Origin of the sequence: Streptomyces venezuelae (assembly GCF_008642375.1) — a bacterium.
GTDB lineage: Bacteria > Actinomycetota > Actinomycetes > Streptomycetales > Streptomycetaceae > Streptomyces > Streptomyces venezuelae_G.
On sequence record NZ_CP029194.1, the window covers coordinates 262,247 to 287,375 of the forward strand.

At 70.9% G+C, this 25,129-nt stretch carries 20 protein-coding genes and 1 pseudogene; 8 read left to right on the forward strand and 13 right to left on the reverse strand.

The window, feature by feature from the left end; translation table 11 throughout:
• The first annotated feature begins 67 nt into the window (after window positions 1–67).
• Window positions 68–1,810 (forward strand): methyltransferase, encoded by a 1,743-nt coding sequence (locus tag DEJ46_RS01240; RefSeq protein WP_150263623.1) that lies wholly within the window; start codon window positions 68–70, stop codon window positions 1,808–1,810.
• Between the two features lie 25 nt (window positions 1,811–1,835).
• Here DEJ46_RS01240 and DEJ46_RS01245 read toward each other — a convergent pair whose 3' ends face one another.
• Both DEJ46_RS01245 and DEJ46_RS01250 read right to left on the reverse strand, forming a co-directional pair.
• On the reverse strand, window positions 1,836–2,063 hold the full coding sequence (locus tag DEJ46_RS01245; protein ID WP_150263625.1) for a hypothetical protein: 228 nt from the start codon (window positions 2,061–2,063) through the stop codon (window positions 1,836–1,838).
• Between the two features lie 95 nt (window positions 2,064–2,158).
• Window positions 2,159–2,419: a hypothetical protein gene (locus tag DEJ46_RS01250; RefSeq protein WP_150263627.1), complete on the reverse strand. Its 261-nt coding sequence runs from the start codon at window positions 2,417–2,419 to the stop codon at window positions 2,159–2,161.
• A gap of 344 nt (window positions 2,420–2,763) precedes the next feature.
• Between DEJ46_RS01250 and DEJ46_RS01255 the strand changes: the two genes are divergently transcribed.
• Together DEJ46_RS01255 and lepB are read left to right on the forward strand one after the other, a co-directional pair.
• Window positions 2,764–3,246, forward strand: a complete 483-nt coding sequence (locus DEJ46_RS01255) for a DedA family protein (RefSeq protein WP_150263629.1) — start codon at window positions 2,764–2,766, stop codon at window positions 3,244–3,246.
• A gap of 138 nt (window positions 3,247–3,384) precedes the next feature.
• Window positions 3,385–4,026, forward strand: a complete 642-nt coding sequence (gene lepB, locus DEJ46_RS01260) for a signal peptidase I (protein ID WP_150263630.1) — start codon at window positions 3,385–3,387, stop codon at window positions 4,024–4,026.
• 390 nt (window positions 4,027–4,416) lie between these two features.
• Here the strand turns inward: lepB and DEJ46_RS01265 are convergent, their stop codons facing one another.
• The 6 genes from DEJ46_RS01265 to DEJ46_RS01290 all read right to left on the reverse strand — a co-directional run bounded on the left by DEJ46_RS01265 (window position 4,417) and on the right by DEJ46_RS01290 (window position 14,458).
• Window positions 4,417–7,797, reverse strand: a complete 3,381-nt coding sequence (locus DEJ46_RS01265; RefSeq protein ID WP_150263632.1) for a CARDB domain-containing protein — start codon at window positions 7,795–7,797, stop codon at window positions 4,417–4,419.
• A 407-nt stretch (window positions 7,798–8,204) separates the two neighbouring features.
• Window positions 8,205–9,215 (reverse strand): LacI family DNA-binding transcriptional regulator, encoded by a 1,011-nt coding sequence (locus DEJ46_RS01270; RefSeq protein ID WP_150263634.1) that lies wholly within the window; start codon window positions 9,213–9,215, stop codon window positions 8,205–8,207.
• A 123-nt stretch (window positions 9,216–9,338) separates the two neighbouring features.
• Window positions 9,339–10,952 (reverse strand): glycoside hydrolase family 13 protein, encoded by a 1,614-nt coding sequence (locus DEJ46_RS01275; RefSeq protein ID WP_150263636.1) that lies wholly within the window; start codon window positions 10,950–10,952, stop codon window positions 9,339–9,341.
• A 132-nt stretch (window positions 10,953–11,084) separates the two neighbouring features.
• Window positions 11,085–11,960 (reverse strand): carbohydrate ABC transporter permease, encoded by an 876-nt coding sequence (locus DEJ46_RS01280; RefSeq protein ID WP_150263638.1) that lies wholly within the window; start codon window positions 11,958–11,960, stop codon window positions 11,085–11,087.
• Between the two features lie 15 nt (window positions 11,961–11,975).
• Window positions 11,976–12,935 (reverse strand): carbohydrate ABC transporter permease, encoded by a 960-nt coding sequence (locus tag DEJ46_RS01285; RefSeq protein ID WP_150263640.1) that lies wholly within the window; start codon window positions 12,933–12,935, stop codon window positions 11,976–11,978.
• Between the two features lie 95 nt (window positions 12,936–13,030).
• Complete coding sequence (locus DEJ46_RS01290; RefSeq protein ID WP_150263642.1) at window positions 13,031–14,458, reverse strand: extracellular solute-binding protein; 1,428 nt, start codon at window positions 14,456–14,458, stop codon at window positions 13,031–13,033.
• A 396-nt stretch (window positions 14,459–14,854) separates the two neighbouring features.
• Between DEJ46_RS01290 and DEJ46_RS01295 the strand changes: the two genes are divergently transcribed.
• Window positions 14,855–15,196: a YkvA family protein gene (locus DEJ46_RS01295; protein ID WP_150263644.1), complete on the forward strand. Its 342-nt coding sequence runs from the start codon at window positions 14,855–14,857 to the stop codon at window positions 15,194–15,196.
• 40 nt (window positions 15,197–15,236) lie between these two features.
• Here DEJ46_RS01295 and DEJ46_RS01300 read toward each other — a convergent pair whose 3' ends face one another.
• The 3 genes from DEJ46_RS01300 to DEJ46_RS01310 form a co-directional block, all read right to left on the reverse strand.
• On the reverse strand, window positions 15,237–17,039 hold the full coding sequence (locus tag DEJ46_RS01300) for a SpoIIE family protein phosphatase (protein ID WP_150263646.1): 1,803 nt from the start codon (window positions 17,037–17,039) through the stop codon (window positions 15,237–15,239).
• A gap of 131 nt (window positions 17,040–17,170) precedes the next feature.
• Window positions 17,171–17,599, reverse strand: coding sequence for an NAD(+)--rifampin ADP-ribosyltransferase (arr, locus tag DEJ46_RS01305; protein ID WP_150263648.1), 429 nt, complete (start codon window positions 17,597–17,599; stop codon window positions 17,171–17,173).
• Window positions 17,589–19,793, reverse strand: coding sequence for an FUSC family protein (locus tag DEJ46_RS01310; RefSeq protein WP_150263650.1), 2,205 nt, complete (start codon window positions 19,791–19,793; stop codon window positions 17,589–17,591). Before DEJ46_RS01310 ends, arr begins: the two co-directional genes overlap by 11 nt.
• 159 nt (window positions 19,794–19,952) lie before the next feature.
• Here DEJ46_RS01310 and DEJ46_RS01315 point away from each other — a divergent pair, with 159 nt between their 5' ends.
• The 3 genes and pseudogenes from DEJ46_RS01315 (at window position 19,953) to DEJ46_RS01325 (ending at window position 22,070) form a co-directional block, all read left to right on the forward strand.
• Window positions 19,953–20,465 (forward strand): GNAT family N-acetyltransferase, encoded by a 513-nt coding sequence (locus DEJ46_RS01315; protein ID WP_150263652.1) that lies wholly within the window; start codon window positions 19,953–19,955, stop codon window positions 20,463–20,465.
• 194 nt (window positions 20,466–20,659) lie between these two features.
• A pseudogene (locus DEJ46_RS01320) lies at window positions 20,660–21,852 on the forward strand (cytochrome P450).
• The gene (locus DEJ46_RS01325; protein ID WP_150263653.1) at window positions 21,849–22,070 is read left to right on the forward strand and encodes a ferredoxin; all 222 of its coding nucleotides are present in this window, start codon (window positions 21,849–21,851) and stop codon (window positions 22,068–22,070) included. The pseudogene DEJ46_RS01320 and the gene DEJ46_RS01325 overlap by 4 nt, the downstream one beginning before the upstream one ends.
• A gap of 38 nt (window positions 22,071–22,108) precedes the next feature.
• Here DEJ46_RS01325 and DEJ46_RS01330 read toward each other — a convergent pair whose 3' ends face one another.
• Complete coding sequence (locus DEJ46_RS01330) at window positions 22,109–23,212, reverse strand: PP2C family protein-serine/threonine phosphatase (protein WP_150263655.1); 1,104 nt, start codon at window positions 23,210–23,212, stop codon at window positions 22,109–22,111.
• Between the two features lie 212 nt (window positions 23,213–23,424).
• Here DEJ46_RS01330 and DEJ46_RS01335 point away from each other — a divergent pair, with 212 nt between their 5' ends.
• Complete coding sequence (locus DEJ46_RS01335; protein WP_150263657.1) at window positions 23,425–23,814, forward strand: VOC family protein; 390 nt, start codon at window positions 23,425–23,427, stop codon at window positions 23,812–23,814.
• A 55-nt stretch (window positions 23,815–23,869) separates the two neighbouring features.
• Here DEJ46_RS01335 and DEJ46_RS01340 read toward each other — a convergent pair whose 3' ends face one another.
• Window positions 23,870–25,114: a pyroglutamyl peptidase gene (locus DEJ46_RS01340; protein WP_150263659.1), complete on the reverse strand. Its 1,245-nt coding sequence runs from the start codon at window positions 25,112–25,114 to the stop codon at window positions 23,870–23,872.
• Between the last annotated feature and the right edge of the window lie 15 nt (window positions 25,115–25,129).

Consider the following 25,129-nt stretch of genomic DNA (forward strand, 5'->3'; position numbering starts at 1 on the left):
CGTCCCAAGGGCCCCGGCCCGGCAGCCGCGGCCCCGCTCCCGCCTGATCATCCACCGAGGATCCCCCATGATCACCACCCCTGCCCTGACGACTGCCCTCGCACCCGACGACGTCCGACGCCTGCGCGCGACGGCCGAGTTCGTCCGGGAACAGGAGACCTCCGTCCTGCTCTCCCGCGTCCTGCCCGGCCTCGACGGTCCCGAGCTCCGCGCGGTGGCCGACCGATGCCGCTTCGCCCACGCCGCGCTCCTGGTCTTCCCCGCCGACCACGCGGGACTCCGCGCCGCACTCGCCGCCTGCGGTCTCCCCGACGACACCGCGGCCCAGCCGAGCGTCGTCGTACGCGACCGCCTGGCCGCCCGCCACGCACTCGCCCCCGCCGATCTTGACGTGAGGATTCTCCGCCCCGCCGCTCACAGTCCCTCCGGCGAACCTCGCGCCGTCGAGGTGTTCGCGCTCGCCGTGCCGCCGGGCTCCGCCCTGTCCGCGCTCGCGGCACAGGAGCGCGCCCTCGACCACGAGGCCCACCTGGCCTTCGACGTGGAGCAGCCCGACCCCCTGCTCCTGCGCGGGCTCCGGGCGAGCCTCGCCCGGCACGGCGCGGTCGCCGACGGCGGCGGATACAACCCGCACGAGGACGGCACCGTGTTCTACTTCGCCACACCTGCGGAGACGAAGACCGACTACCGGCGCATGGAGCTGTACGCGAGCGGTGACCACCGGGACGTGCTCGCGGAGCACCTGGAGGAGCAGCGTTCGGGCACGGACGCAGGCGCGGCCACGGACGCCCGCCCGGAATCCCGCGAGGCCGAATCGCTCCTGCGCCTGCTGACCGGGGCCTGGACCACCCAAGCCCTCACCGCCTGCGCCGATTTGCGGCTGCCGGAGGCGCTCAGCCCGCACGAACCTCTCAGCGCCGAGCGGTTGGCGCACGCGGTCGGCGCGCGGCCGGACGCGCTGGAGACGCTGCTGCGCTACCTCGCCATGGTGGGCGTCGTGACCGAGGACCGGGAAGGGTTCCGCCTCACCGCCGCCGGCCTGCTCCTGCGCGAGGACGCCACCGGCTCGATGCGGCCCCTGGCGCTCATGTACGGCGGCCCCTTCTACCAGTCCTTCGCGCATCTGGCCCACTCCGTACGGACCGGCGAGCCGGGCTTCGAGCACCTCTACGGCGAGAACCACTTCGACCATTTCGCCCACGACCCCGGCCTCGCCGCGACGTTCGACCGGTCCATGGCCGCCAGCTCCCGGATGTTCGACCCCCTGCCCGCACATCCCGTCCTCACGGCGGCAGCCACAGCCCCCGCACCCCGTACCGTGATCGACGTCGCCGGCGGCACCGGTGAACTCCTCGGCCGGGTCCTGGCCGCCCACACCTCGCTCCGCGGGATCCTCCTGGAACGGCCGCACGTCGTGGCCGCCGCACGCGAGCGTCTCGCCGCCGCCGGTGTCGGCGACCGATGCGCCTACCAGGTCGGCGACTTCGCCGACGTACCGTCGGCCGGGGACGTGTACCTGCTCTCCCGCGTCCTGCACGACTGGGACGACGCACGGTGCCGCGACATCCTGCGGCACCTCGCGCGAGCGATGCCGTCCCACGCCGACCTCCTCGTCGTCGAACGCCTGCTGCCCGACGACGCCGCCCCTTCCCTGGCTACCGCATGGGACCTGCACATGCTGTGCAACACCGGCGGCCGTGAGCGCCGAGCCGACGAGTACGCGCGGCTGTTCGACGCAGTCGGCCTTGAACTCGTCGGACACCGTCCCCTACCCCTCGACGCGCACGTCCTCCACGTACGGACGCGCTGACGCCGCCGGCGGGAAGCAACGGCGGTCAGAAGGCCTTCTGGCGCCCAGGCGCTCTGCGCGTCTTCACTCCGCCGGCGACGAACGTCAGCCCTATGGCGACGACGCCGAGGTAGGCGGTGGACGGAAGGTCGACGACCTTGTGCATCCAGCCCCACTCCGTGCCGAAGAAGGTCTGCGAAGCGAAGCTGACAAGCCCCTGGGCTCCTATGACGTAGCCGATGCTTTCGACGGTGTATCCGATGGTTGTTCGCACGGATCAACCCTCTCGCGGCGGTGCCGCGAGACCGTCCTCCACAGGGACGAAAGCGCGGTAGGCCAAAGGATGCAGTCCTCGCCGGTGGCGAGGAGCTACCCGGTGACGCGGACGCGGAGCTCGTACGGTGCGCCGCTGCTGATCGCCTCCGCCTGCTCGGCCAGGTCGGCGCCGGTGAACCCGAGGAGTGCGGCGTCGGCGGCTGCGCGGAGCAGCGGCACGATCTCGCCGACGGGCCGGCCGCGGTGCGAGGCGGCGAGGTCGGCGTACGCCCGCATGTAGGGAGCGCCGTACGCGCTCGCCGGGTCGTGCAGCAGGTGGTCGATGTGCTGCGCGCTGACGGTGATCTCACCCATGGCCCGCTCCCGTGCGTCCGGCGGGTCGGGGAGGATCCCGGCCCTCGTACTCACGACGCTACGAGCCGCCACTGACAATCGGGTCCGGAGCGGGTCCGCCCCCGTCGACGTGGACCCCCGTCGGCTCCCGTCGGCTTCTCGGCCTTGCTCCGGGCGCCCTCTGCGACCCCCGTTCCGTCATTCGGTTAGGCTAACCTTGCCACCCATAGGACTCGACGAGCAGAGGCAGGGCGCAGGTGAGAGACGGTGACCGGGCTTGCGCGCGTCGTGCGCCCGCCGGGGCGGGACGCCCATGCGGGTGACGGGCGTCCCGGGTTTCGGCCCGGAGGCCGGGGCGAGGCGTCGTGGGTAAGGTCGCGCTCACTGCCGGAGCCCTCTATGTCATCGTCCTCCTCCGCGCGGGAGGGACGTTCGCCGTCGGCTGGCTCGCCGGCGCCGGTGCCCGGCGCAGCAGGTTCGCCGGGCGGATCTCCTCGGCGAGGTTCCAGCGGGCCGAGCGGGCGATCCAGCGGTGGGGCGCACCGGTGGTGGCCGTCTCCTTCCTGACCGTCGGTTTCCAGACCGCCGTCAACTTCCTCGCGGGCAGCATGCGCATGCCGCTGCCGCGTTACCTCCCTGCCCTGTTCGTGGGCGGAGCGGCCTGGGCACTGATCTACGCGACCGCGGGGCTCGGCGTGCTCGAAGTGCTGGGAAGGCTCTTCGCCGAGCATGCGGCCCTCGGGGTGTCCGGTGTGGCCGTCCTCCTCCTCATGGTGTGCGGCGTGGTGGTGTTCCGCAGGCGCAGGTCGGCCCGGTCCTCCGGTGACACCGTCGCCGAGGAATCGTAGGCCTGCCCCCGAGCCGCAGGTGGGTGCCTCGTGACGAGGAGGAGACCGCGCGGCCGGGCCCGGGTGCGTCGCCGTCCCGGAACCCTCTACCCTCTGCAGGTCCGTCCGGCCCAAGGGCGGTGTGAGGGAGGAACGTTCATGCGGCGGCAGGAAACGAACCGGCGGCTGAGGACCGCAGGGATCGGCATGGTGGCGGGCGGACTGGTCCTGGTGCTGGGCGGCATCGGGTCGTTCTCCATCACCCACCGGGGAGTCACTGTGAGGGGCGCCTCGATGGAGCCCACGTACCCCGTGGGCGAGCGGCTGTTCACCGAGCGCGTCGACGCGGACGCCGTACGCCGGGGCGATGTGCTCCTCATTCGCGTCCCCGAACGCTACCGGGACGCGCCGGTCCTTCAGCGGGTCGTCGGGACCGGCGGCGATCACGTCGTTTCCGACGGAGACCGGGTCACGGTGAACGGACGGCCCCTGGACGAGCCGTACAGGAACGACACCCCCGTCGGACCGGCTTCGGAGCCGTACGACGTGCGCGTGCCGGAGGGGTTCCTGTTCCTGTTGGGTGACAACCGGGGGAATTCGAACGACTCGCGGTACTTCCTCGACGAACACTCGGGCGGCGTGGCGGCCTCCGCCGTCCTCGGGCGTGTGACCGAGGGACCGCCGCTGGGGATCGCCACGGCCGGCGCCCTCGGAGTCGTGTCGATCCTGGGTGGAGCCGGCCTCTGGTGGCACGCGGCCAGGCGGCGATCCTGGACGGACGCGTACGGCGCTCCTCGCTAGGCCGGCCCGTCCGCCTCCCGCCCCGAGCCGAGGTCAATACGGCGCGGGGCGAGAGGAGGCCGTCAGCCTCGCGGCAGCCTGGGTGCGGCCACGACGCCCGCGTGGTCGGAGGGCCACAGACCGGACGGAGTACGGTCGGCCTACCTGCTCCTCGCCCACGCGCTCGGCACGCACGGCCTCGAAGCCGTTGCGGAACAGCACGCAGTCGATGCGCTGCCCGAGGATGGATGCGGCATTGCGCAGGTCGGGGGCCTGGCAGCAGCTGAAGCCGGGGTCCCTGCGGCGGGTCTCCGTCCAGACGTCGCGGAAGCCGGCCGCCAGGAGGTTGGCGTGGGTCGGTGCGGTGGGACGCCTGCTTGCGGAGGCGGGCGTCCCACCGCTGTCAGGGCGTCAGCCCTGGTTGAGCGTGAACTGCGTGCCGGACTGGGAGCAGACGTCGCCCTTGGCCGAGTTCGTGATGGTGACGCCGGTCAGCGTGGCGCTGCCGCGTGCGCCGCTCATCGCGAGGATGCCGCAGCCGTTGAGCGACGTGTCGATGCGGACGTTCGAGACCTTCACGTTCGGCATGGCGCCGCCACCGGTCTTGAACTGGATGCCGTCGTAGGTCGACTCGTGGATGTCGGTGTCGCGGATGGTGACGCCGGGGATGTCGGGGCCCTGGGCGAAGAGGGTGATGGCGCCGAACTCCTGGTCCTCGTTCCAGAAGGCACCGCCGGTGCGGTGCAGCGCGTTGTTGGCGATGAGGGTCTGCCCGGAGAAGGGCAGCGGGTCGTGGTCGGTGGCCAGCATGATCCCCGGGTAGTTCATGGTGTCGGCGATGACGTTGTTCTCGATGGTGTTGCCGTGACCGCCGTAGACCGCGATGCCGTTGGCGCGCCAGGGCAGCTGGACCGTGTTGTTGCGGAAGTGGTTGTCGTGGCCGACGTCCACCGAGGTGTCCTTGACGTACTTGCTGGCCCAGACGGCGAGGGCGTCGTCACCGGTGTTACGGAAGGACGAGTTGTGGACGGTGGAGTTGCGGGTGCCGTTGGCGAAGTTGACGCCGTCGGCGTAGGTGTTGCGGATCCGCATGCCGCTGAACTCCAGGCCGTCGCCCGGTCCCCACAGCTCGGGGATGTTGGAGTAGTCGCGGCCGACCCAGGCGCCGACGTTGGCGTGCTCGATCCAGACGTTGCTGACCTTGGTGTTCTCGCCGAAGCGTCCGTTGAGGCCGACACCGCCCTCGGCGTTGCCGTCGCCGCCCCGGATGGTGCCGGAGCCGAAGATGGCGATGTCCGAGATCTTGGTGTTGTCGTCGATGTCGAAGCCGAAGTTGCCCTCGTGCGGGTGGTTGATGCCGTTGGCCAGGTGCGGCGGGGTCAGCGTGTAGAGCTGCGAGTGCCACATGCCGGCGCCGCGGATGGTGACGTCCCGGATGCCGACCTGGTTGTGGGTGCCGCGGTTGAGCGGGTCGTCGGTCAGGATCTTCTGCTCCTGGCGCCACTGTCCGGCAGGGATCCACACGCAGGGGATGTCGCCGCTCTGGTCGGCCGTGACGGCCCGCTGGATGGCGTCGGTGTCGTCGATGCCGTCGTCGGGGATGGCGCCGTACGTGGTGATCGACGCGCACTCCGCCGGCTTGGGGGCGGCCGGCGCGACCTGCTCCAGGTCGATCAGGTCGACGACGTAGAAGGCGGCGGTGTCGCCCGCGTCCCGCTGGAGGCGGAACTTCGTGCCGGCCGGGTAGGACTGGGCGAGCAGGGCGTGGGACTCGTCGAAGAGTCGCCGTGCGTCACCGCCCGGGGTGTTGGTGAGCCCCTCCGGCTGGTCGGTGTTGCCGTAGAGCCAGCTGTGCTTGGAGGAGAGCGTCAGCTTCCGTACGAACTGGCCGTCGGCGTAGAGGCTGAGTGTGGCTTCCTGTCCGCCGCCGCCGGGCGCGTCGGGGATCGAGTTGCGCACGACGACGGAGTTCGCGGCGTTGGTGGAGGTGAACTCCACATGGTCGCCGGTGGTGTTGAGGCGTACCGACTCGCGGCCCGAGGACTCGGTGGCGAAGTTGGTGTGGCCGAACGGACGGGTGGAGTCGGTGTACAGGAGGGAGCCGCGGTAGTTCGCGTCCTCGGCCTCGTACTCGGTGTACGGGACGGCGGCACCGCGCCCGACGACCAGGGACCGTCCGAAGACGTTGTTGTTCTCGTTCGTCTCGGTGACGGTGCCGGTGGCGTCGGCGGTCGCGGTCAGGGTGACGCCGCCGTTGGTGGCCGTCCAGGTGCCGGTGACGGCGACGTTGGCGGTGTCTCCCGCGCCGATGGCGGGAGTCGCGCCCGACAGGGTGGTCGAGCCGGCCGTCAGGCGGGTGATGCTTCCTGCCGGAACGGCTGACGTACCGCGGTTCTTGACGGCGACCGTGAAGGAGACGGGTGCTCCGACGGCGGGTGTGGCGGGGTTGGGGGTGATGCCGGTGACCGTCAGGTCCGGGCCCTGCGTCCGGGTGACGTTCAGCTTGTTCGTCGCGGTCCGGCTGTTGTTGCCGTTGTCGAGCTCGGGCACGGTGTCGGTCGGGTCGACCGCGGCCGAGACGGTGTAGGAGCCCATCGGACGCTTGCCGATGGGGACGTCCACGGTGATCGACTGCCCGACGGCGAGCGCGGGGACCGGCGCGGAGCCGGCGACGGTGCCCTCGGCGCTGACGTTCACCGTGGTCGCCGCGGCCGGTCCGGTGCCGGCGTTGCGGACGGCCACCTTGGCGGTCACCTCGTCGGCCTCGGACGGGGTGGCCGGTTCCCAGGTCAGTTCGTTGACGACGAAGTCCGGGGCGGGCGCGGCCTTGCCGATCACCTGGATCTCCGCGACCTGGACGCCGGGTGCGCCGGTGTTGGAGAAGCCGGTGAGCCGCAGGTCGGAGACGCGGCCGGTCACGGGGACGGTGACGGTGTTCCGGCCCGCCGTCGGGCTGAACACGTGGTCGGCGCGTGCCTTCAGGGTGGTGAAGCCGGTGGCTCCCGAGGCCCGGCCGAGGACCTCCAGGGACTGGGTCCGCGGGCCCCACACGGCGTCGGGGTTGAGCTTGACGACGACGGCCTCCATGTCGGCGTCCGAGCCGAGCTTGACGGTGAGAGCGCCGGGGAATCCCGCGGATTCCCAGTAGGTGGAGGTGTTGTCGTCGTTGGCGTTGGCGGCCGCGTAGTTCTGGGCCGTGGACGTCGCCTCGATCGGCTTGTTGCGCGCCAGGTTCGTGCCCGTGACCGGTGGCGGGTCGCCCGGGTCCTCGCCGCCCCCGGTCTCGCCGTAGATCTCCAACTCGGAGAGCTGGGCGGCGTTCCAGCCTGTGTTGGAGACGACCTGGACGCGTACGAAGCGGGCCGTGGTCGCGGGCAGGTGGATGTTCACCGTGTTCGCGGCGGACGGGTCGAACGAGCGCGCCTGGCCGACGGCGATCGTGCTGAACGCGCCGCCGTCCGCGCTGCCGAGGACGGCGAGGGACTGACTGCGCGTCTCCCAGCCGGTGGGCAGCTTGAGCGCGAGGCGGTCGAGGTCGACCTGGGTGCCGAGGTCGACCTGCACCCACTGCGGGAAGGACCCCAACGGGCCTTCCCAGTAGGATTGTTGACTTCCGTCCGTGACGTGGGACGCCGGGTGGGCGCCGTGTGCGCCGCCGGCCGTGGCCGCTCTGCCGAGCGCGAGGTTGGCCTCGCCCGCCGCCTGCGCGGGAACGGGGAGCAGTCCTACGGAGATCAGGCCTGCTGTCAGCAGACCGACCCCCCACCGCCTGCTCGGATGTGTGCCTCTCATGGTGACCTCTCCGCGATGCGGGCGCGGCCCATGACCTGTCTTCGTCGCGGGCATCCCTCGCCGAAGGACGCGCAGGGGAGCTCGGAAGAGTTCGACAGGGTCACGCGCCAGGAGCCCGACGTGGCTCCGACAAGGATCGAATGACAGCCAGCCGTTTTCTTGAGTAACTCTGTGTCTCATTTGCGCTGTCAGCCCGCAAGGTTTCTACTGGACGGCGACTTTGTCAACGGCTCTCGTCCGGTTGCAAACAGCCGTCATCTTTCGGAAACGCCGACGGCACCGGTATCAGGGCCGCTCAGGGCGGCGATACCGGTGCCGTCAGGTGTTGGCTGTTCAGTTGTCGTACTGGAAAGGGAAGTTGAGGGCGGGAGAAGGAAGGGATCCAGGGGCCGCGGCCCGGCGGAGGGTCAGCGCGCGGGCGGCGGGGCCGTCGAGCCGCGGACGACGAGCTCGGGCTCGAAGAGCAGTTCCCCGGGGTGGTGCTGGGTGCCCTGGATCTGCGCGATCAGCAGGTCGACGGCGGCGCGCCCCATGGCCTCGATGGGCTGGCGCACCGTCGACAGCGGCGGTTCCGTGCAGGTCATGAACGCGGAGTCGTCGAAACCGACGACCGACACGTCCGCCGGGACCGAGAGCCCGCGACGGCGGGCAGCCCTGATCGCCCCCAAGGCCAGCGGGTCGCTGCCGCAGACGATGCCGGTGGCCCCGCGCTCCAGGAGGCGCGCGGCGGCGGCCTGCCCACCCTCCAGCGAGAAGATCGACCGCTCCACGAGTTCGTCGTCCCACTCCATGCCGGCCGCCTTCGCGGCCACCCGGGCGGCCTCCAGCTTGCGGCGGGACGGCACGTGGTCCTCGGGTCCGAGCACGAGTCCGATCTTCTCGTGGCCCAGCGAGGCGAGGTGGCGCCAGGCCTGCTCGACGGCGACGGCGTCGTCGCAGGAGACGCAGGGGAAGTCGAGGCCCTCGATCGAGGCGTTGACGAGGACGACGGGGATGCTGCGCTCGGCCAGCCGGTAGTAGTGCTCGTGCGGGGCGTCGGCCTGCGCGAACAGCCCGCCGGCGAAGACCATGCCCGACACCTGCTGCTGGAGCAGCAGGTCCACGTAGTCGGCCTCGGAGACACCGCCCTTGGTCTGCGTGCAGAGCACCGGGGTGAGCCCCTGCTGGGCGAGCGCACCGCCGATGACCTCGGCGAACGCCGGGAAGATCGGATTCTGGAGCTCCGGCAGGACGAGACCGACGAGCCTGGCGCGCTCGCCTCGCAGCTGCGTCGGCCGTTCGTAACCGAGCACGTCGAGCGCCGTCAGCACGGACTGCCGGGTCGCATCCGAGACTCCGGGCTTGCCGTTGAGGACACGGCTCACCGTCGCCTCGCTGACCCCCACCTTCTTCGCCACCTGAGCAAGTCGTCGCGTCATACACGCAAGTCTAGCGCAAATAACGCAAGAGAATTGCGTCAGTTCGGCAAACTCGGTGGGCTTCATGACGCAAGAGCGCGCCCTCCGTCAGCGACGCGGTGACATCCCCGCCGACGGACTGCGTCAGGTGCCTCGCAGCCAGACGGCGATGTCCGGGGGCAGGGTGCCGGTGGGGTCGAGGGGGCCGCTGGTGAGGAGGAGGCTGTGGTGGGCGGGGAGTTGCACGGAGTCCGCGGAGAGATTGACGACGCAGGTCAGGCCGTCGTCACGCGTGAAGGCGAGGACGCCGTCGGGGGCGGGGAGCCAGGTCAGCGTACCGTCACCGAAGCCCGGCTCAGAGCGGCGCATGCCGAGGGCCGTGCGGTAGAGAGCGAGCATGGAGCCGGGATCGGCGCTCTGCCGGTCGACGGCGTAGCGGGCCCAGTCGGCCGGCTGCGGCAGCCAGGGTTCCGTACCCGCGTCGCCGCCGAAGCCGTACGCGGGGGCCCCGGCCTCCCACGGGAGGGGGACGCGGCAGCCGTCGCGGCCGGGGTCGGTGCCGCCGGAGCGGAAGTGCATCGGGTCCTGGATGCGGTCCGGCGGGATGTCGGCCTCGGGGAGGCCCAGCTCCTCCCCCTGGTAGAGGTAGACGGAACCGGGGAGGGCGAGGGTGAGGAGGGCGGCGGCGCGAGCGCGGCGGGTGCCGAGTTCGATGTCCGCGGGGGTTCCGAACCGCTTGGCGGCGAAGTCGAAGGCGGTGTCGGCGCGGCCGTAGCGGGTGACGGTGCGGGTGACGTCGTGGTTGCACAGCACCCAGGTGGCGGGGGCCTGGACGGGGGCGTGTTCGGCGAGGGTGTCGTCGATGGTGCGGCGGAGCCGGTCCGGTTCCCAGGGGCAGGCGAGGAAGTCGAAGTTGAACGCGGTGTGGAGTTCGTCGGGGCGGAGGTAGCGGGCGAAGCGTTCGGCGTCGGGAAGCCAGACCTCGCCGACGAAGACGGCGCCGTACTCGTCGGCTATCGCCCGCCAGGAGCGGTAGATGTCGTGGATCTCGTCCAGGTCGATGTACGGATGGGGGTCGACGCCCTCGGTGAAGTCACGGAGCTCCGGGTCCTTGGTGAGGAGGGCGGCGGAGTCGATGCGGACGCCGGCGACGCCGCGTTCGAACCAGAAGCGGAGGACCTCCTCGTGCTCGCGGCGGACGTCGGGATGGGACCAGTTCAGGTCGGGCTGTTCGGGGGTGAAGAGGTGGAGGTACCACTCGCCGTCGGGGACGCGGGTCCAGGTGCTGCCGGAGAACTGGGAAGGCCAGTCGTTGGGCGGGAGTTCGCCGTTCTCGCCGCGGCCGGGCCGGAAGTGGAAGCGGGCGCGCGCCGGGCTTCCGGGGCCGGCGGCGAGCGCCTCCCTGAACCAGGCGTGCTGGTCGGAGACGTGGTTGGGGACGATGTCGACGATGACGCGAAGGCCGATCTCGGTGGCCTCCGCGATGAGCTTCTCGGCCTCGTCGAGGGTGCCGAAGGCGGGGTCGATGGCGCGGTAGTCGGCGACGTCGTAGCCGCCGTCGACCATCGGCGAGGCGTACCAGGGGGTGAGCCAGACGGCGTCGACGCCGAGCGAGGCGAGGTGCGGCAGCCTCGCCCGGACGCCCGCGAGGTCACCGGTGCCGTCCCCGTCGCCGTCGGCGAAGCTGCGCGGGTAGATCTGGTAGATGACGGCCTCGCGCCACCAGTCGGCGGTGCGGGTCGGAGTGGGGGCTGCCACGGGTCGTTCCTTTCGGGCAGGTGGTCGGGCAGGGAGGGGTTCTTCGCCGCCGTCCCGGAGGAGCGGGGACGGGATGGGCCCGGGACGACGGCGAAGGCTTGGGGGCCAGGGCGGGCAAGGGCGGTGCGGGCGTCAGCCCTTGAGGCCGCCGGCGGTGAGACCGCCCATGATGTTGCGCTGGAAGACCAGGAAGACGAGGAGGGTCGGCAGCGAGGCGATGGTGAGGGCGGCGATGAGGACGTTCACCGGGACCCCGTTGGAGAGCGAGTAGATGCCCACGTTGAGGGTCTGCTTCGCCGGGTCGGGGAGGGTGAGCATCGGCCAGAGGAAGTCCTTCCAGACACCGACGACAGCGAAGATCGACACCACACCGAGGATCGGCCGGGAGATCGGCAGGACGATCGACCACAGGATCCGTGTCGGGCTCGCGCCGTCCATCGAGGCGGCGTCCAGGAGCTCCCTCGGAATCGAGTCGAAGAACCGCTTCAGCAGGAAGATGTTGAAGGCGTTGGTGACCGACGGCAGCCAGATCGCCCACGGGGTGTTCAGCAGGTTCCGCTCGACGACCGGCACGTCGAGGACGGTGAGGTACTGGGGCACGACCAGGACGGTCGCCGGGATCATCAGAGTGACGAGCATCATCCCGAGGATCGCCTTGCCGAGCACCGGCCGCAGCTTGGAGAGCGAGTAGGCCGCCGCCACGTCGAGTACCAGCTGGAAGGCCAGGGCGCCGAAGGCGTAGTAGAAGGTGTTGAACAGCAGGGAGGACAGGTCCATGACCTCCCAGGCGCGGCTGTAGTTCTCGGGGGTGAAGCTCTCCGGCACCAGCGTCGGCGGGGTCCGGACCACCTCCTGGGTGTCCTTGAACCCGCTGGAGACCAGCCAGTACAGCGGTCCGAGGAACACCAGGGTGAAGCCGCCGGTGACCAGGGCGAAGGCGCTCCAGTACAGCCGCTTGCCGCGGCGCCTGGCGAGCACGGCCGGTGAGATGAGCGTACGTGTGGACATGCTGTTCTCCCGGTCCTACGCGTCCTCGGAGCGGCTGAGTTTCGCGTACGCCGCCGAGAATCCGGCGAGCAGTACGAGCAGGAGCAGGCCGAGGGCCGCCGCGGCGCCGTAGTTGTTGAAGTTGAAGGCGTACTGGTAGATGAGGTACACGACGGTGGTCGTCGACCCTTCGGGTCCGGCGCCGCCGGTGAGCAGGAACGGTTCGACGAAGACCTGCATGGTCGCGATGATCTGCATCAGGAACATCAGCGAGAGGATGAGGCGCGTCTGCGGGATGGTGACGTGCCAGATCCTGCGGAGCAGGCCGGCGCCGTCGAGCTCGGCCGCCTCGTACAGCTCGCCCGGGATTCCCTGGAGCGCGGCGAGGTAGATCAGGGTCGCGCCGCCCATGTTCATCCAGGTCGAGGCGACGACGAGGGAGAACATCGCGATGTCCGCGTCCTGGAGCCACTGCTGCTCGGGCAGGCGGAGGAGGCCCAGCAGCTCGTTGAGGAGGCCGTACCCCGGGTCGTACAGGTACTGGAAGAGCAGGACGCCGGCGACCGGCGGAAGCATCACCGGCAGGTAGACCAGGAGCCGCAGGTACCCCTTGCCGTGCCGGAACTCGTTGATCGTGATCGCCAGGACGAAGGGCACGGCGAAGCCCAGGACCAGGGCGAGGGTGGTGAACCAGAGGGTGTTGCCCCAGGCCTGCCAGAAGGCCGGATCGTTGAAGACGGTGGTGAAGTTGTCCAGTCCGACCCAGACCGTCCTGCCGCTCTCGGTCTTCTGGAAGGCCAGGAGGAATTCCCTGACCATCGGGTACCAGGAGAACAGGGCGAAACAGACGACGGCGCCGATGAGGAACGCGTGGGCCGTCAGGTTGCGCCGCAGATTCCTGGCGAAGGTGCCGCCGGGAGCCTCGGGGCTCCCCTGGCGCGGCTGGGGGTTGCGGGAACGCGCCGCTCTGCTCGGGGTCAGGCTCGGGGCCGACATTCGTGCTCCTTGGTACGGGACTGCCGTGTCTCCCGGCGGTCCGGACGTGCCGGGCGGGGCGGGCCCGTTGACGACACCCGCCCCGACCGGTCCCGTCACTGGTTGGCGAGGACCTGGTTGACCTGCGTCTCGGCGGTCGAGAGGAGCTTGTCGACGTCGGCGTCCTTGTTGGTGAGGATGCCGGACATCACGTTGTCGAGGACCTTGTAGATCTCCTGGGCCTTCGGAGGCTCGGACTTGCCGGGTACGGGGTTGGCCATGAAGGCCCTGAAGTTGGCGACCGGCATGGTGGCGCTGGCCGCGCGGCCGGCGTCGTCCGTCTTCTTCGACCCGTTCAGCCAGAAGTTCGGCTGCGGGAGGCCGACCGGCAGGTTGTCGGCCTTGGCGCGGGACCAGTCGAACTGGCCCTTGCCGACGGTGAGGTTCTTGAAGTTGAGCCAGGCGATGCCGGCCTTGATCTTGTCGGGCGAGATGCCCTTCTTGATCATGTAGTTGTTGCCGCCGGCGAGGGTGTTCCTGCCCCCGGGGATGGGGCCCATGCCGAAGTTCTCGTACGAGGCGCCGAGCTGCTGGACCATGTACGTGATGTCGTCGGGGGCGGCGAGGAACATGCCGAGCTTGTCGGTGGCGATCTGCTTCTGGAGGTCGCCCCATTTCAGCAGCTGGGTCTTGCCCATGCTGTCGTCGTCCCAGCGCATGGCGCGGAGGTTCTTCGCGACCTGCTTGCCGAGGTCGTTGTTGAACGCCGCCTTCTTGCCGCTCGTGTCGACGATGTCGCCGCCGAGGCTGTACAGCTGGGCGGTGAAGTGCCAGCCGCCGGTGTTGCCGGCGCTGTACTCGCCGAAGCCCGAGACGCCTTCGCCCAGGCCCGCGATCTTCTTCGCGGCGGCGCGGACCTCCTCCCAGGTCTTCGGCGGGGCGTCGGGGTCGAGCCCGGCGTCCTTGAAGAGCTTGCGGTTGATCAGCAGGCCCATCGTGTAGTTGCTCGTCGGCAGGCCGTAGAGCTTGCCGTCCTGCTTGAGGGAGCCGAGGACGTTGGGGTCGATGTCCTTGAGCGCCGGGACCGTCCTGTCGCTGACATACGCGGAGATGTCCTCGGCGCCGTCCTCCGACAGGACCTGCGGCAGGTCGGTGAAGTAGGTGTAGAAGACGTCCGGCTGCGACTTGGCCTTGAGCATCGCGGTGAACCGCGGCGGCTCCAGGCACTGGCCGGGGGTGGAGCGGCCCTCGATCGTGACGTTCGGGTACGTCTTGTTGAAGGCGGCGACGTCCTCCTTCCACTCCTTCAGCTCGGCGGCCTTCGCCGCGGGCGGCATGCAGTCGATGGTGATCGACACCTTGGTCTTCGGGTCCAGCGGGACGGAGGCGTCGGTCGCGCCGCTCTGCCTGCTCTGCTGCGAAGCACCGTCACCGTCGTCGTCGCTGCTGCTCGTGCCACAGGCGGCAAGCGCGGTCAGCGTCATCGCGGAGACGAGGGTGACCGCGCTGGCGCGGCGGGTACGGCGGAGCCTGGCACTTCTCATCGAGTGGTCCCCTTCGGGCAAGAACGTGGAGGTCGCCCCACCGACGGACGGCATCTGCGTTGCGGGGCGCGGCACACTCAACCACCCGCAACAAGTGAACGCAAGATATCGCGTCTATTTCGAAATTGCTCGACAATCGACTCAACACCGCATCCCCTGCGGGCACATGACCGCACCACCGAACAGAGAGCGCAGCCAGGAAGCGGCCACGGGAAGCGACTCAGAGCCGCCATCCCTTCCAAGCCCTGCCCAATTGCGTGCAAGATTTGCGTGATCTCTTCACGTTCTTCCAAGGGTTCGTTACCTTGGCTTCCCGGGCAGCGGGCGGGCGTCGTAGCCTGGTATCCGCCGCGGACGACCGGCGCGGCCTGGAGCGTCGTCGGGCAGGAGAGCAGTATGGACAGCTCCCTCTGGCTCATCGTGGCCGTGGTTCTCGTGCTCGTGGTGGCGGGATGCGCGGCCGTTCTGCTCGTCCGCGTCTTCAGGACGCGAAGGCTGCTGCTCGACGCCGGTGTCCCCCTGCAGTCCAAGGCACTGTTCTGGGCAGCGGTGGTCTACACCGTGTCCCCCATCGACCTGATCCCGGACCCGGTCTACCTGGACGACATCGGCATGCTCTTGATCGCCCTGCGCGTGTTGCACGCGGCGGCCCTCGGCAGCGGAGCCCGTCCCGACGGTCTGCCCGAGGGTTCGAAGGCCTCCGGGAGCGGTCCGGCGGGTCAGCGGCCACCTGAGTGAGCGCGGGTTCCGGTGGGGGGCCCGGGCGGCCCGTCCGTCCTCAGGACGGGAGGTTCTGTTCCGCCCAGACCACCTTGCCGGTCACCGTGCGGCAGGACCCCCATCGGCGGCACAGCATGTTGATGAGCTGAAGACCTCGGCCGCCCTCGTCGCTGAGCTCCGCGTGCTGGATCTGGGGCAGGTCGGGGCCCGTGTCCGAGACCTCCACGACGAGGCGGTCGCCCCGCAGCAGCCGGAGTCTGCCGGGGCCGTTGCCGTAGCGCAGGGCGTTGCCGACGAGTTCGGAGACGACGAGTTCGAAGACGTCGGCGAGCTCCTCCAGATCCCATTCGGCCAGCTGGTCCGTGACCAGGCTCCGGGCGACGGACGCCGCTCGCCCTTCCTGCGGCAACTGCCACTCGCGCACGTCGGCAGGGTCCACCGAGAGGGCGGTCGCGACGAGGAGTACGGCCTCGTCGAAACGGGCGGCGTCGGCAGGGGCGCACCCGATCAGGCCGCCGCCTTCGAGAGCCTCGGGGGTCAGGTCGCGCGCCGCGGAGAGCAGACAGTCCAACTGGTCGTCGATGTCCGCGTGCCGTGACTTCACGAGACCGTCCGTGTACATGGCCAGTTTGCCGCCCTTGGGCATCTTCAGACGGATCGGATCGTACGGGATCACTCCCGCGCCGAGCGGCGCGCCGACGGGTACGTCCACGAACTCGGCCGAGCCCTCTCCGGCGAGCAGCAGCGGTGGCAGGTGTCCGGCGCTGGCCAGCGTGTACGTGGAGTCGGCCGGGTCGAACACGGCGCAGAGGAAGGTGGCGACCTGTTCGTCCTCCAGGTCACGGGTGGCGAGGTCGAGCCGGGCGAGAACGCGCTCCGGGGCCATGTCCAGGGTCATCAGGGTGCGGGCCACCGCCCGCAGACGCCCCATGGTGGCGGCCGCGGGCAGTCCGTGGCCCATGACGTCGCCGACCATGAGGGCCGTACGTCCGCCGGGGAGGGCCATGACGTCGTACCAGTCGCCGCCCACGCCGTGGTGGGCCGCCGAAGGCGCGTACTCGGCCTGTACGCGCAGGCCGGGCGTCACCGGGGTCGCTCGCGGCAGCAGAGCGCGCTGCAGCGAGACGACGTGCTCGCGCTCGCGTCCGTACAGCCGGGCGTTGTCGATGTAGACGGCGGCCTGGGAGGCCAGCTGTTCGGCCAGTGCGAGGTCGGTCGACGAGAACGGCGGTGATCCGGGACCGCGGACGAAGTCCGCGCTGCCGAGCAGGAGCCCACGGGCGATCAGCGGCACGGCGAGGTAGCTGTGCACTCCGGCGGCTCGCATCTTCGCCGCGGCGCTCTCCGTCGGCGCGACCCTGAGGAAGTCGTCCTTCCTCATGCGGCTCACCAGCACCGACTTGCCCTGTCGCAGGCAGTAGCGGTGGAGCAGCGTCTCGTGCGCCTCTTCGACGCGAGCGGTGGTGGTCTCGCCCACCGGGGTCGGCTCCAGGGAGGAGAGCGCCTCGACGGCGCACAGCGCGGTGGCCCGCATGAGCGGGACGCCCGTACCCGTCCACCGTGCGCCCTCCTCGCCCCGCAGGACACTCTCCAGGATGTCGACGGCGGCCCCGTCCGCGAAGCGGGGCACGGTGAAGTCGGCCAGCTCCTGGGCCGTGCTTTCCAGGTCGAGGGTGGTGCCGATCCTCGAACCGGCGGAACTCAGCCAGGCCAGCCGGCCGCGCGTGGTGAGCCGGTCGAGCGGGACCTCGCCACCGCTGCGGGCGAGCCGCCTGCGCGCACCGGCCGGCCGGTGCGCCGCGGCGCGCTTTCCGGCCGTGGCGCGGCCGGGCAGGCGTCGTCTCCCGTCGCCGGCGTTCACTCTTTCGACCTCCAGACAGGAACTCGATCGCTGCTCGTGCCCAGCATGCACCTTTTTCCGGCCGCTTGGCTGCCTCCCGGCCGAGAGCTGGTCGGGTGGCACACGACGCGCGTGCGCTGCGCGGGCATCGGTCAGTCGAGGATGGTGGCGATGCCCCGGCGCCGAAGTTCGTCCAGCCCGTCCAGCATGGCCCGGATCTTCTCCTGGGAGTGCCCGGGCCACCCTTCGAGCTCCGACACCACGCGCACGGGCTCGCGCGTGCGGTAGGAGCGGGTGGGATTGCCCGGGAACTTCTTGTCGGTGACGTTGGGGTCGTCCTCCAGAACACCGGTCGGCTCCACGACGTAGATCCGCCCCGGGCCGTCGCCGGCGGCCAGCTCGGCGCCCCAGACGGCGGCGTCCAGGGTCTCGGAGACGTAGACGTGGTGGGATACCCGCCCCTCCTCGAAGTTCGACGCGTGGCCTGCTCTCACCAGGTCCCCGGGCGCGAGGTCCGCCTTCGTCCCGTGGAGGAGGGTTCCTGCCTCGTAGACCTGGAAGGGGGTGGGTTCACTGCTCATGGGTTCTCCGTGGGTCGTCGGTCGCGGTTTCCGCAGCGAGCCGTTGCAGATCCGTCGCCAGTGAGGCCAGCCACGACACGGTCGCGTAGTACGCGCGCGTCGCACCCGGCGGGTCGGTGGCCATGGTGGCGGAGGCCGTGGGGCCGTGGAGCGGCGCCGGTGTCTCCGGCGTGTCCCCCGTCGGGTCCATGCGGGCGGAGGTCAGCAGCATGCCCGCCGCGACCCGGTCGCCGGTGCGGATGACGGATTCCGAGGCTTCCCGGCCCAGCGGCGGAATCACGACCGGCTCGGCCGGTACGAGAAGCCGGTCGGCGCCCCACAGCGTGTGGTGTCCGGCGATCAGCGCGGCCTGCCAGTCCCGGTGGACCGGCGGCGGGCCGAGGCCCTGGGGTTCGCTCTGGTACTGCGCGTACGCCGACTCGGCCATGACCAGGGCGTGTTGCAGGCTGCGGTGTCCCGGCGCCGTGACCACCGGCACGCGCCGCCCGCCCGCCGCGATCTGCGCCGTCGTGGCCACCACGATCTCGGCGGCGATCCGCAGCAGCACCGCGACCGACCGCCGCAGTTCGTCATGGGCGCCCCGGGGCCAGGCGAGCAGTCCGAAGACGGCGCCGATCGCGCTGCCGGTCAGCACGTCGAGCAGGCGGAACTCGGCGAGCTGCCAGGTGGCCGGTGCCAGCTGCGCGAAGACCAGCGCGACCACCACCGTGAACAGCGCCTGCGCCCAGCCGACGCCCTTGACCGGCCCCAGCGTGAACGTGACCAGCATCAGCGGCGGGAGGGCCACCGCGTACACCTCGATGTCGGTGCCGACGACCGCCAGCAGCGTCGCCGCGACCAGGGCGCCGACGAGGGTGCCGGTCAGCGCCTTCCGTTCCGTCGTCCGGGTCTCCCGCACCGTCGTCCGTGTCAGTGTCAGCGTCGCCAGGAGCACCCAGAAGCCGTGCGGGAGCGTGTCGATGCCCGCGATCAGCCGGGCGGCCGCCAGGGCCAGACCGATGCGTACGGCGTTCTGGAAGAACACCGACCGGCCGCCCACGTGGCCCGACAGCCGCCGCCACCACAGCCGAGGTGCCCGCTGCCGTGCGTACCAGAACCGGCCCGGCGCCGGTACGTCGGCCGCTCGGCCCCGTACGGCGATGTCGGCCGCCGTGGACATCGCGAGCGCCGCGTCCGCCACCTCCAGGAGCGCCGCGTTACGGCGAAGCGCGGTGGGAGAGCCGTCCGCGGTCTCCGCCAGCGCCTGACGGGCCTGCTGCAAGGCGGTGTGCGCCCGCCCGTCAGGTACACGGCCCCGCAGCCGGGCGGCCGTTTCCCGCGCCACCTCCATGACCGCCCGCAAGGGGTCCGGTCCCCGCGTCGCCCCCGCCTGGTCGCCCTCTGCGGCGGCTGCTTCGGCTGCGGCTTCGGCTGCTTCGGCCGGCGGTACCGCGCCCTGCGGGGGCGGCGGCAGCACCGTCAGTCTGCTGAGCAGGGTGCGCGTCGCGAGGCCGGTGTGGGCCAGCGCCCTCTGCCGTACTCCCGCTCCGGCCGGTCGTTCCGCCTCCGGTACCTGGGAGGAGCGGAGCCCCGTGCTCAGGGCCCGGGTGGTGCGCTGTGCGGCTTCCGGAAGGGTGTAGGGGGCGGTGCGCAGCCGATCCGCGCAGTGCGCGGCGGCGTCGGCGGCCCGGGCGGCCCGTTCGCGGTAGGGCAGGGCCGGCGGCTCGGGCAGCAGCGTCGCCTCCGCGATGATCAGCAGGGCGAGTCCGAGCGTCGCGCCCGCGAGCCGTTCGCCCAGCGAGCCGGGGTCGTAAGGCGGGAAGGACGGCAGGATGTACATCAGCTGCAGCCCCGTGGCCGCGCCCGCGAACCTCGGTCCGCCGACGGCCATGAACGCCAGCGCGAACCCGACGACCAGCATCCCGAGCACCGCGCTCCACGTCCGCACGGACAGGTAGGTGCCGAGCGTGATCAGCACCCAGCACACCGGCACCACTCCCGCCAGCAGCATGGCCCGCTGCCGTCCTGAGCCGGGGAGATGGGACAGCCCGGCCATCGCGATGGCGCCGAACAGCGCGTATGTCGCGCCGACCGCCAGGTCGAAGCCGTAGAGCAGCACGTAGAACCCGGTCCCGGCGGCGATCGTGACGCGCAGCGCCCTGCGCGCCGCCGCCCGGTAGGCGGGCGGCAGCCGTCGGGGGAACGGGCCACCCATGCCCCCAGGATCGCCCGCGCGGCGGCACCCGGCACGACGGGGCCGGCGCCGGGCCCGGTGACCATGGCGTCGGCGGCTCGCTCGGATCGCAGAACTGGGCTCGGTGGATCGTGGCGCCCGGGTAGCCCACGGGGCGGCCCCCAGGGCAGTCTGGAGCGCATGAACGAGTTGCGTGGTGCCGGCGTCGTCCTGCGCCCTTCCGGCCCCGAGGACGCCCTCGCCCTGGCCGCCATCCGGACCACCCCCGAGGTCCGGGCACGGTGGCGCGGCGGGGACGACATGGCGGCGGAGGTGGCCTCCGAGCTCGCGGATCCCGCCACCCACTGTCTGACGGTGCTCCATCACGACCGGATCGTCGGAATGATCCAGTGGTACGCCGAGGAGGATCCGGACTACCGGCACGCGGGGATCGACCTGTTCCTCGATCCCTCGGTCCACGGCAGGGGTCTCGGCACCGACGCCGTCCGCACCCTCGCCCGCCATCTGTTCGACGACGTCGGCCACCACCGGCTCGTCATCGATCCGGCGGCCGACAACGTCGCTGCGATCCGTTGCTACGAGAAGGCGGGCTTCCGGCCCGTCGGCGTGATGCGGCAGTACGAGCGGGACGCGGACGGCAGTTGGCACGACGGGCTGCTCATGGACCTGCTGGCGTCCGAACTGGTGCGGTGATCTGCCTCAAGCACCACAAGCATTGCCTTCGCCGTCATTCATTGCAACGCACCGTTGCATTCGACTTCACCGTCATTGCATCAATTCCCCGCGATTCACCTGGGATAACACGCTCAGTTGATTGACGCCACGATGAATGCAACGTAGCTTTCGAGCATCATCAAACACGTCATATCGCGAGATGAGGACGGGCCATGAGCGATTCCCTTCACACCGTCACGACGCTGCCCACGGAGCGTCCGGCCGGCTGCCCCTTCGACCCGCCGGCCGAGCTGCTCGACGCCCGCAAGCACGGCCCCATCAGTCGCTACACCCACCCCGGCGGTAAGCCCGGCTGGCTGATCACCGGTTACGACATGGTGCGATCGGTCCTGGCCGACCCGCGGTTCAGCTCGCGCAGGGACCTCATGAACGTCGTCGACTTCGAGCTTCCTCCGGCGCCGCCCGGCGAGTTCCTCCTCATGGACGAGCCGGATCACAGCCGCTACCGGAAGCCCCTGGTGGGCAAGTTCACCGTGCGGCGCATGCGGATGCTCACCGAGCGGATCGAGCAGATCACCGCCGAATGCCTGGACGCCATGGAGGAGGCCGGACCACCGACGGACCTGGTGACCGCGTTCGCCAAGCCCATCCCCACCATCGTGATCTGCGAGATCCTCGGCGTGCCCTACGAGGACCGGGCGTCCTTCCAGGAGCAGATCGACACGTTCATGGGCGGGGAGGTCGGCGACGAGGAGCTGATCGCGGCCTACACCGCGACGCAGGAGTACCTCGCGCAGCTGTGGCCGCCAAGCGCGCGAACCCCACCGACGACGTCCTCAGCGAACTCACCGACAGCGATCTGACCGACGAGGAGCTGAAGGGCATCAGCCTGATCCTCCTGGCAGCCGGCTTCGACACCACCGCGAACATGCTGTCCCTCGGGACCTTCGCGCTGCTGCGGAACCCGGAGCAGCTCGCCGCGCTGCGCGCCGACCCCTCGCTCACCGACGGGGCCGTGGAGGAGCTGCTGCGGTATCTGAGCGTCGCCAAGACCTTCCACCGGACGGCGCTGGAGGACGTCGAGCTGGGCGGCCGGACCATCGCCGCCGGCACGACGGTCGTCCTCTCGTACAACACCGCCAACCGCGACCCCGACCGCTTCTCCGACCCCCACACCCTCGACCTCCACAGGCCAGCCGCCGGACACCTGGCCTTCAGCCACGGCATCCACCAGTGTCTGGGCCAGCAGCTCGCCCGCGTCGAAATGCGGGTCGCGTTCCGCGCGTTGGTCGACCGCTTCCCCACCCTGCGGCTCGCCGTGCCGGCCGAGGAGGTCGTCCTTCGCCCGGAGACCGCGGACATCTTCGGCGTGAAGACCCTCCCGGTCACCTGGGACACGAAATGAGCGCGCCGCACCTGAGCGTCGACCGTGAACGCTGCATCGGCGCCGGCATGTGCGCCATGACCGCCCCCGACGTCTTCGACCAGGACCCGGACGAGGGCCTCGTCATCCTGCTGCACGCCGAACCGCCCGCCGCGCACCACGCCGCCGCACGGCTGGCCGCCGGCGTATGCCCCTCCGCCGCGATCACCCTCCACGAGCCGGAATCCGGCGGTCCGTAGCCTCGGGGGCCTGGCCCGGAGGTCACCTCGACCTTCCGTCAACCCGGCGGGGAGGGGTCCAAGGTGAGGATCAGGAGGGTGACGTCATCCTGGATCTCGGGGGCGAAGCGGCTCAGGTCCGCCCAGATCTCGCCGGGCAGCTGATCCAGGCCGACGCCCGTCATACGGGTCAGACGCTCGACGAAGGGGTAGAAGGCGCCGGAGGCGTCCCGTGTCTCCAGGACGCCGTCCGACGCCAGGAGCAGCCGGTCCCCGGGCAGCAGCGCCACCGTGGCGGCGGTTCCGGGCGTGACGTCGGCGAGGCCCAGTCCCAGGGGCGGTCCGGGGTCGAGTTCCAGGGTGCTCACGGCCCCGCCGCGCAGCAGGATCGGGGGCGGGTGGCCGCAGGCCAGGATCCGGACCTCCCGCCCCTGCGGAGCGAAGTCGAGAAGGACGGCCGTGGCGAAGAGCTCCGCGTGCTCCGTCCGCGCCGAGTCGACCACGAGCCTGCGGTCCAGCCGCGCCGCGATCGCCCTCGCGTCCACGTCGTCCAGCACGGCCTCGCGGAACGCACCCAGGACGGAGGCGACCGTCGCGACGGCCGACAGACCGTGCCCCTGCACGTCGCCGAGGACCGCCCGGACCCCGCGGGGTCCGGTCCGTACGTCGAAGAAGTCGCCTCCCACCAGCGTGCCGCGCTCGGCGGCGCGGTACAGGCTCGCGCAGCGCACAGGCCCGACCCGCCGCCGTACGTCCGGGACGATGGCGCGCTGGGCCGTCTCGGCGACGGTGCGTTCCAGGTCGAGCTGCGCGTCCCTGCGCCCGCGGACGAAGGAGACGAAGACGCTCAGGCCCGCGACGAAGCCGAGAGTGAAGAGATCGGTGTTGCCGGGCCGGTCGAGATGGAAGAAGGGGATGGTCAACAGCGCGATCGTCGCGGCACCGAGGAGGGCCGTGGCCAAGGGTCCGTAGGCCAGGACGGCCAGCGGAGGCACCGCGCCGAGCAGGAATCCGATGTCCACCGGGACGGAGTCGGTGAGGGAGGCCGCTCCGACCCCGACGAGCAGCAGCACGGGCAGAACCCGCACCCAGCGGGGCGGCGGAGCTCCGCGCAGCCAGCTTCGCCGGTGCGCGCCGGTCGCCGCCTTGTTTGCCTTGACCACACCACCAGACTCCTATGCCGGAGTGCGCCGTGCACGTCACGGCCACCGCCCGGCCGGCCGGGGGCGGGGTGGAGAAACCGTACGCCAGGAGTCCGGCGAGGGATCACTCGACGTCGCGCCGAAAATCCTACTAAGCTGTACGGCGACATCGCGTGCCGGTCACCGACCGGGTGAGGCATGGAGGTGTCAGGAGATGCCTTCGGAGGCATTCCTTGCCAGTCGAGTTGAATCACACGATCGTTCATGCCCGGGACAACCGGGAATCCGCGGAGTTCTTCGCGCATCTGCTGGACCTTGAGATCACCGCGGAGTGGGGACCGTTCGTCGCGGTCGAACTGAGCAACGGCGTCACGCTGGACTTCGCCGCCATCCCGCCGGACAAGATCACCCCGCAGCACTACGCCTTCCTGGTATCCGAAGCGGAGTTCGACGCGGCCTACGCGCGCATCACGGAGCGCGGCATCGAGCGCTACGCCGACCCCCACCGGCAGTACCCCGGCGCCATCAACCACAACGACGGCGGACGCGGCGTGTACTTCATGGACCCGGTCGGCCACGCCATGGAGCTCATCACCGTGCCGTACGGAGGCCGGCCGGCGTAGCCCCCCCGCCGGTGACGCCGACCACCCTGGCCGTGCCGGGTGGTCGGCCGACCCGCTAGGGCTGCTGGGAAGCCGCCGCCACGGCGACGATGGCCCGTACCTGCGCGATGATGTCGAGCCGGTTCCGTACGAACTCCGGGTCGGTGACCGCGCCCGTCGCCGGGTCGGCGTTTGCGTCGCCGAACTGGAGGACCGGCGTGTGCACGTGGCCACCGGGCAGCCGGGGCAGGCCCAGGCGATCGCGCAGCAGTGTGGCCCGGTAGGCGATCTCGTTGGACAGGTAGTTGCCGCCGCCGCCCGCCCGGGCGACGGAGCCGGGCGTCGGGCCGTCGGGGCGGACGACGGGAGTGTCCGCCCCGGCCGGCAGCTCGGTCACCGACGTGTTGTCATACACCGGGAACCGGCCGGTGGGCGCCGCCGTGATCGCCGCGTACGGAAGGCTCGTCGACGTCCACTGGGGCTGTGTGGCCGGATCGGCGACGGGCACGGTCTCCGTACGGGAGAGGTTCTCGTTGTCGGGGAAGCCTCCGCGCCAGGCTCCGTTGGTCCGCTCGATGTCGAACCGGCCGGGCCGGCCCTGGCTCACGGTGGTGAAGAGGTCCACCTTCGGCAGATGCGGGCGCAGTGTCCGCTCGACCGTGCCGTCGGCGAAGTCCGCCCAGCGGACGGGGAAGACGGCCGTCTCGACGCGGGCGGGAGAACCGTCGGCGGTACGCAGCCAGGTGCCGTCCAGGGCGAGCGCGGTGGCCCCGGAGGGGTTGCTGATCCGGACGTCCCGGTCGAGTGTGAACGGGTCGAAGCCGGTCAGCAGGATGCGCTTCACGCCCTTCCCGGCCGGGTAGCGGATCGAGTCCTGGCCGCGCGAGGAGCGCTCGAGCCGATCGAGCAGCCGGGCCCGGCCCTCCCCCGTGATTCCGAAGGCAGGCTTCCAGGAACGGAGTTCACGGCTGAGCGCGAGACGCGACCAGTACAGCGGCCGGTCGTCGTCCCGCGAGAGGTCGCCTCCCGCGGGCCCGCGGCCCTGAGCCCGGTCCACGGCTTTCCGCCAGAGCGTCGAACCGTACCGGGTGACCGTCCGCTCGGCCTCGGCCATGCTGTCGGAGCGGGTCAGGGCTCCGGCGAACTCCGGTGCCAGGGAAGCGAATCCACTGCGCCGCAGGATCTCCTGGGGTGCGGACCGGTCGAGCCTGGCCTCCTCGACGGAGGTCGCGGTCGTCCCTGCCGCCGAGGCGGGCGGGGTCGTCAGGACCAGGGAGACGGCAACGAGGGGGAGGGCGAGAGCGCTACGTATCGAGGTCATCGGCGTCCTTTCGCA

Coding starts and splice junctions, on each gene's coding strand:
- DEJ46_RS01240 (WP_150263623.1), top strand. CDS start 68: ATGATCACCACCCCTGCCCTGACGACTGCCCTCGCACCCGACGACGTC.
- DEJ46_RS01250 (WP_150263627.1), bottom strand. CDS start 2,419: ATGGGTGAGATCACCGTCAGCGCGCAGCACATCGACCACCTGCTGCAC.
- lepB (WP_150263630.1), top strand. CDS start 3,385: ATGCGGCGGCAGGAAACGAACCGGCGGCTGAGGACCGCAGGGATCGGC.
- DEJ46_RS01265 (WP_150263632.1), bottom strand. CDS start 7,797: ATGAGAGGCACACATCCGAGCAGGCGGTGGGGGGTCGGTCTGCTGACA.
- DEJ46_RS01270 (WP_150263634.1), bottom strand. CDS start 9,215: ATGACGCGACGACTTGCTCAGGTGGCGAAGAAGGTGGGGGTCAGCGAG.
- DEJ46_RS01280 (WP_150263638.1), bottom strand. CDS start 11,960: ATGTCCACACGTACGCTCATCTCACCGGCCGTGCTCGCCAGGCGCCGC.
- DEJ46_RS01285 (WP_150263640.1), bottom strand. CDS start 12,935: ATGTCGGCCCCGAGCCTGACCCCGAGCAGAGCGGCGCGTTCCCGCAAC.
- DEJ46_RS01290 (WP_150263642.1), bottom strand. CDS start 14,458: ATGAGAAGTGCCAGGCTCCGCCGTACCCGCCGCGCCAGCGCGGTCACC.
- DEJ46_RS01295 (WP_150263644.1), top strand. CDS start 14,855: ATGGACAGCTCCCTCTGGCTCATCGTGGCCGTGGTTCTCGTGCTCGTG.
- arr (WP_150263648.1), bottom strand. CDS start 17,599: ATGAGCAGTGAACCCACCCCCTTCCAGGTCTACGAGGCAGGAACCCTC.
- DEJ46_RS01310 (WP_150263650.1), bottom strand. CDS start 19,793: ATGGGTGGCCCGTTCCCCCGACGGCTGCCGCCCGCCTACCGGGCGGCG.
- DEJ46_RS01315 (WP_150263652.1), top strand. CDS start 19,953: ATGAACGAGTTGCGTGGTGCCGGCGTCGTCCTGCGCCCTTCCGGCCCC.
- DEJ46_RS01325 (WP_150263653.1), top strand. CDS start 21,849: ATGAGCGCGCCGCACCTGAGCGTCGACCGTGAACGCTGCATCGGCGCC.
- DEJ46_RS01340 (WP_150263659.1), bottom strand. CDS start 25,114: ATGACCTCGATACGTAGCGCTCTCGCCCTCCCCCTCGTTGCCGTCTCC.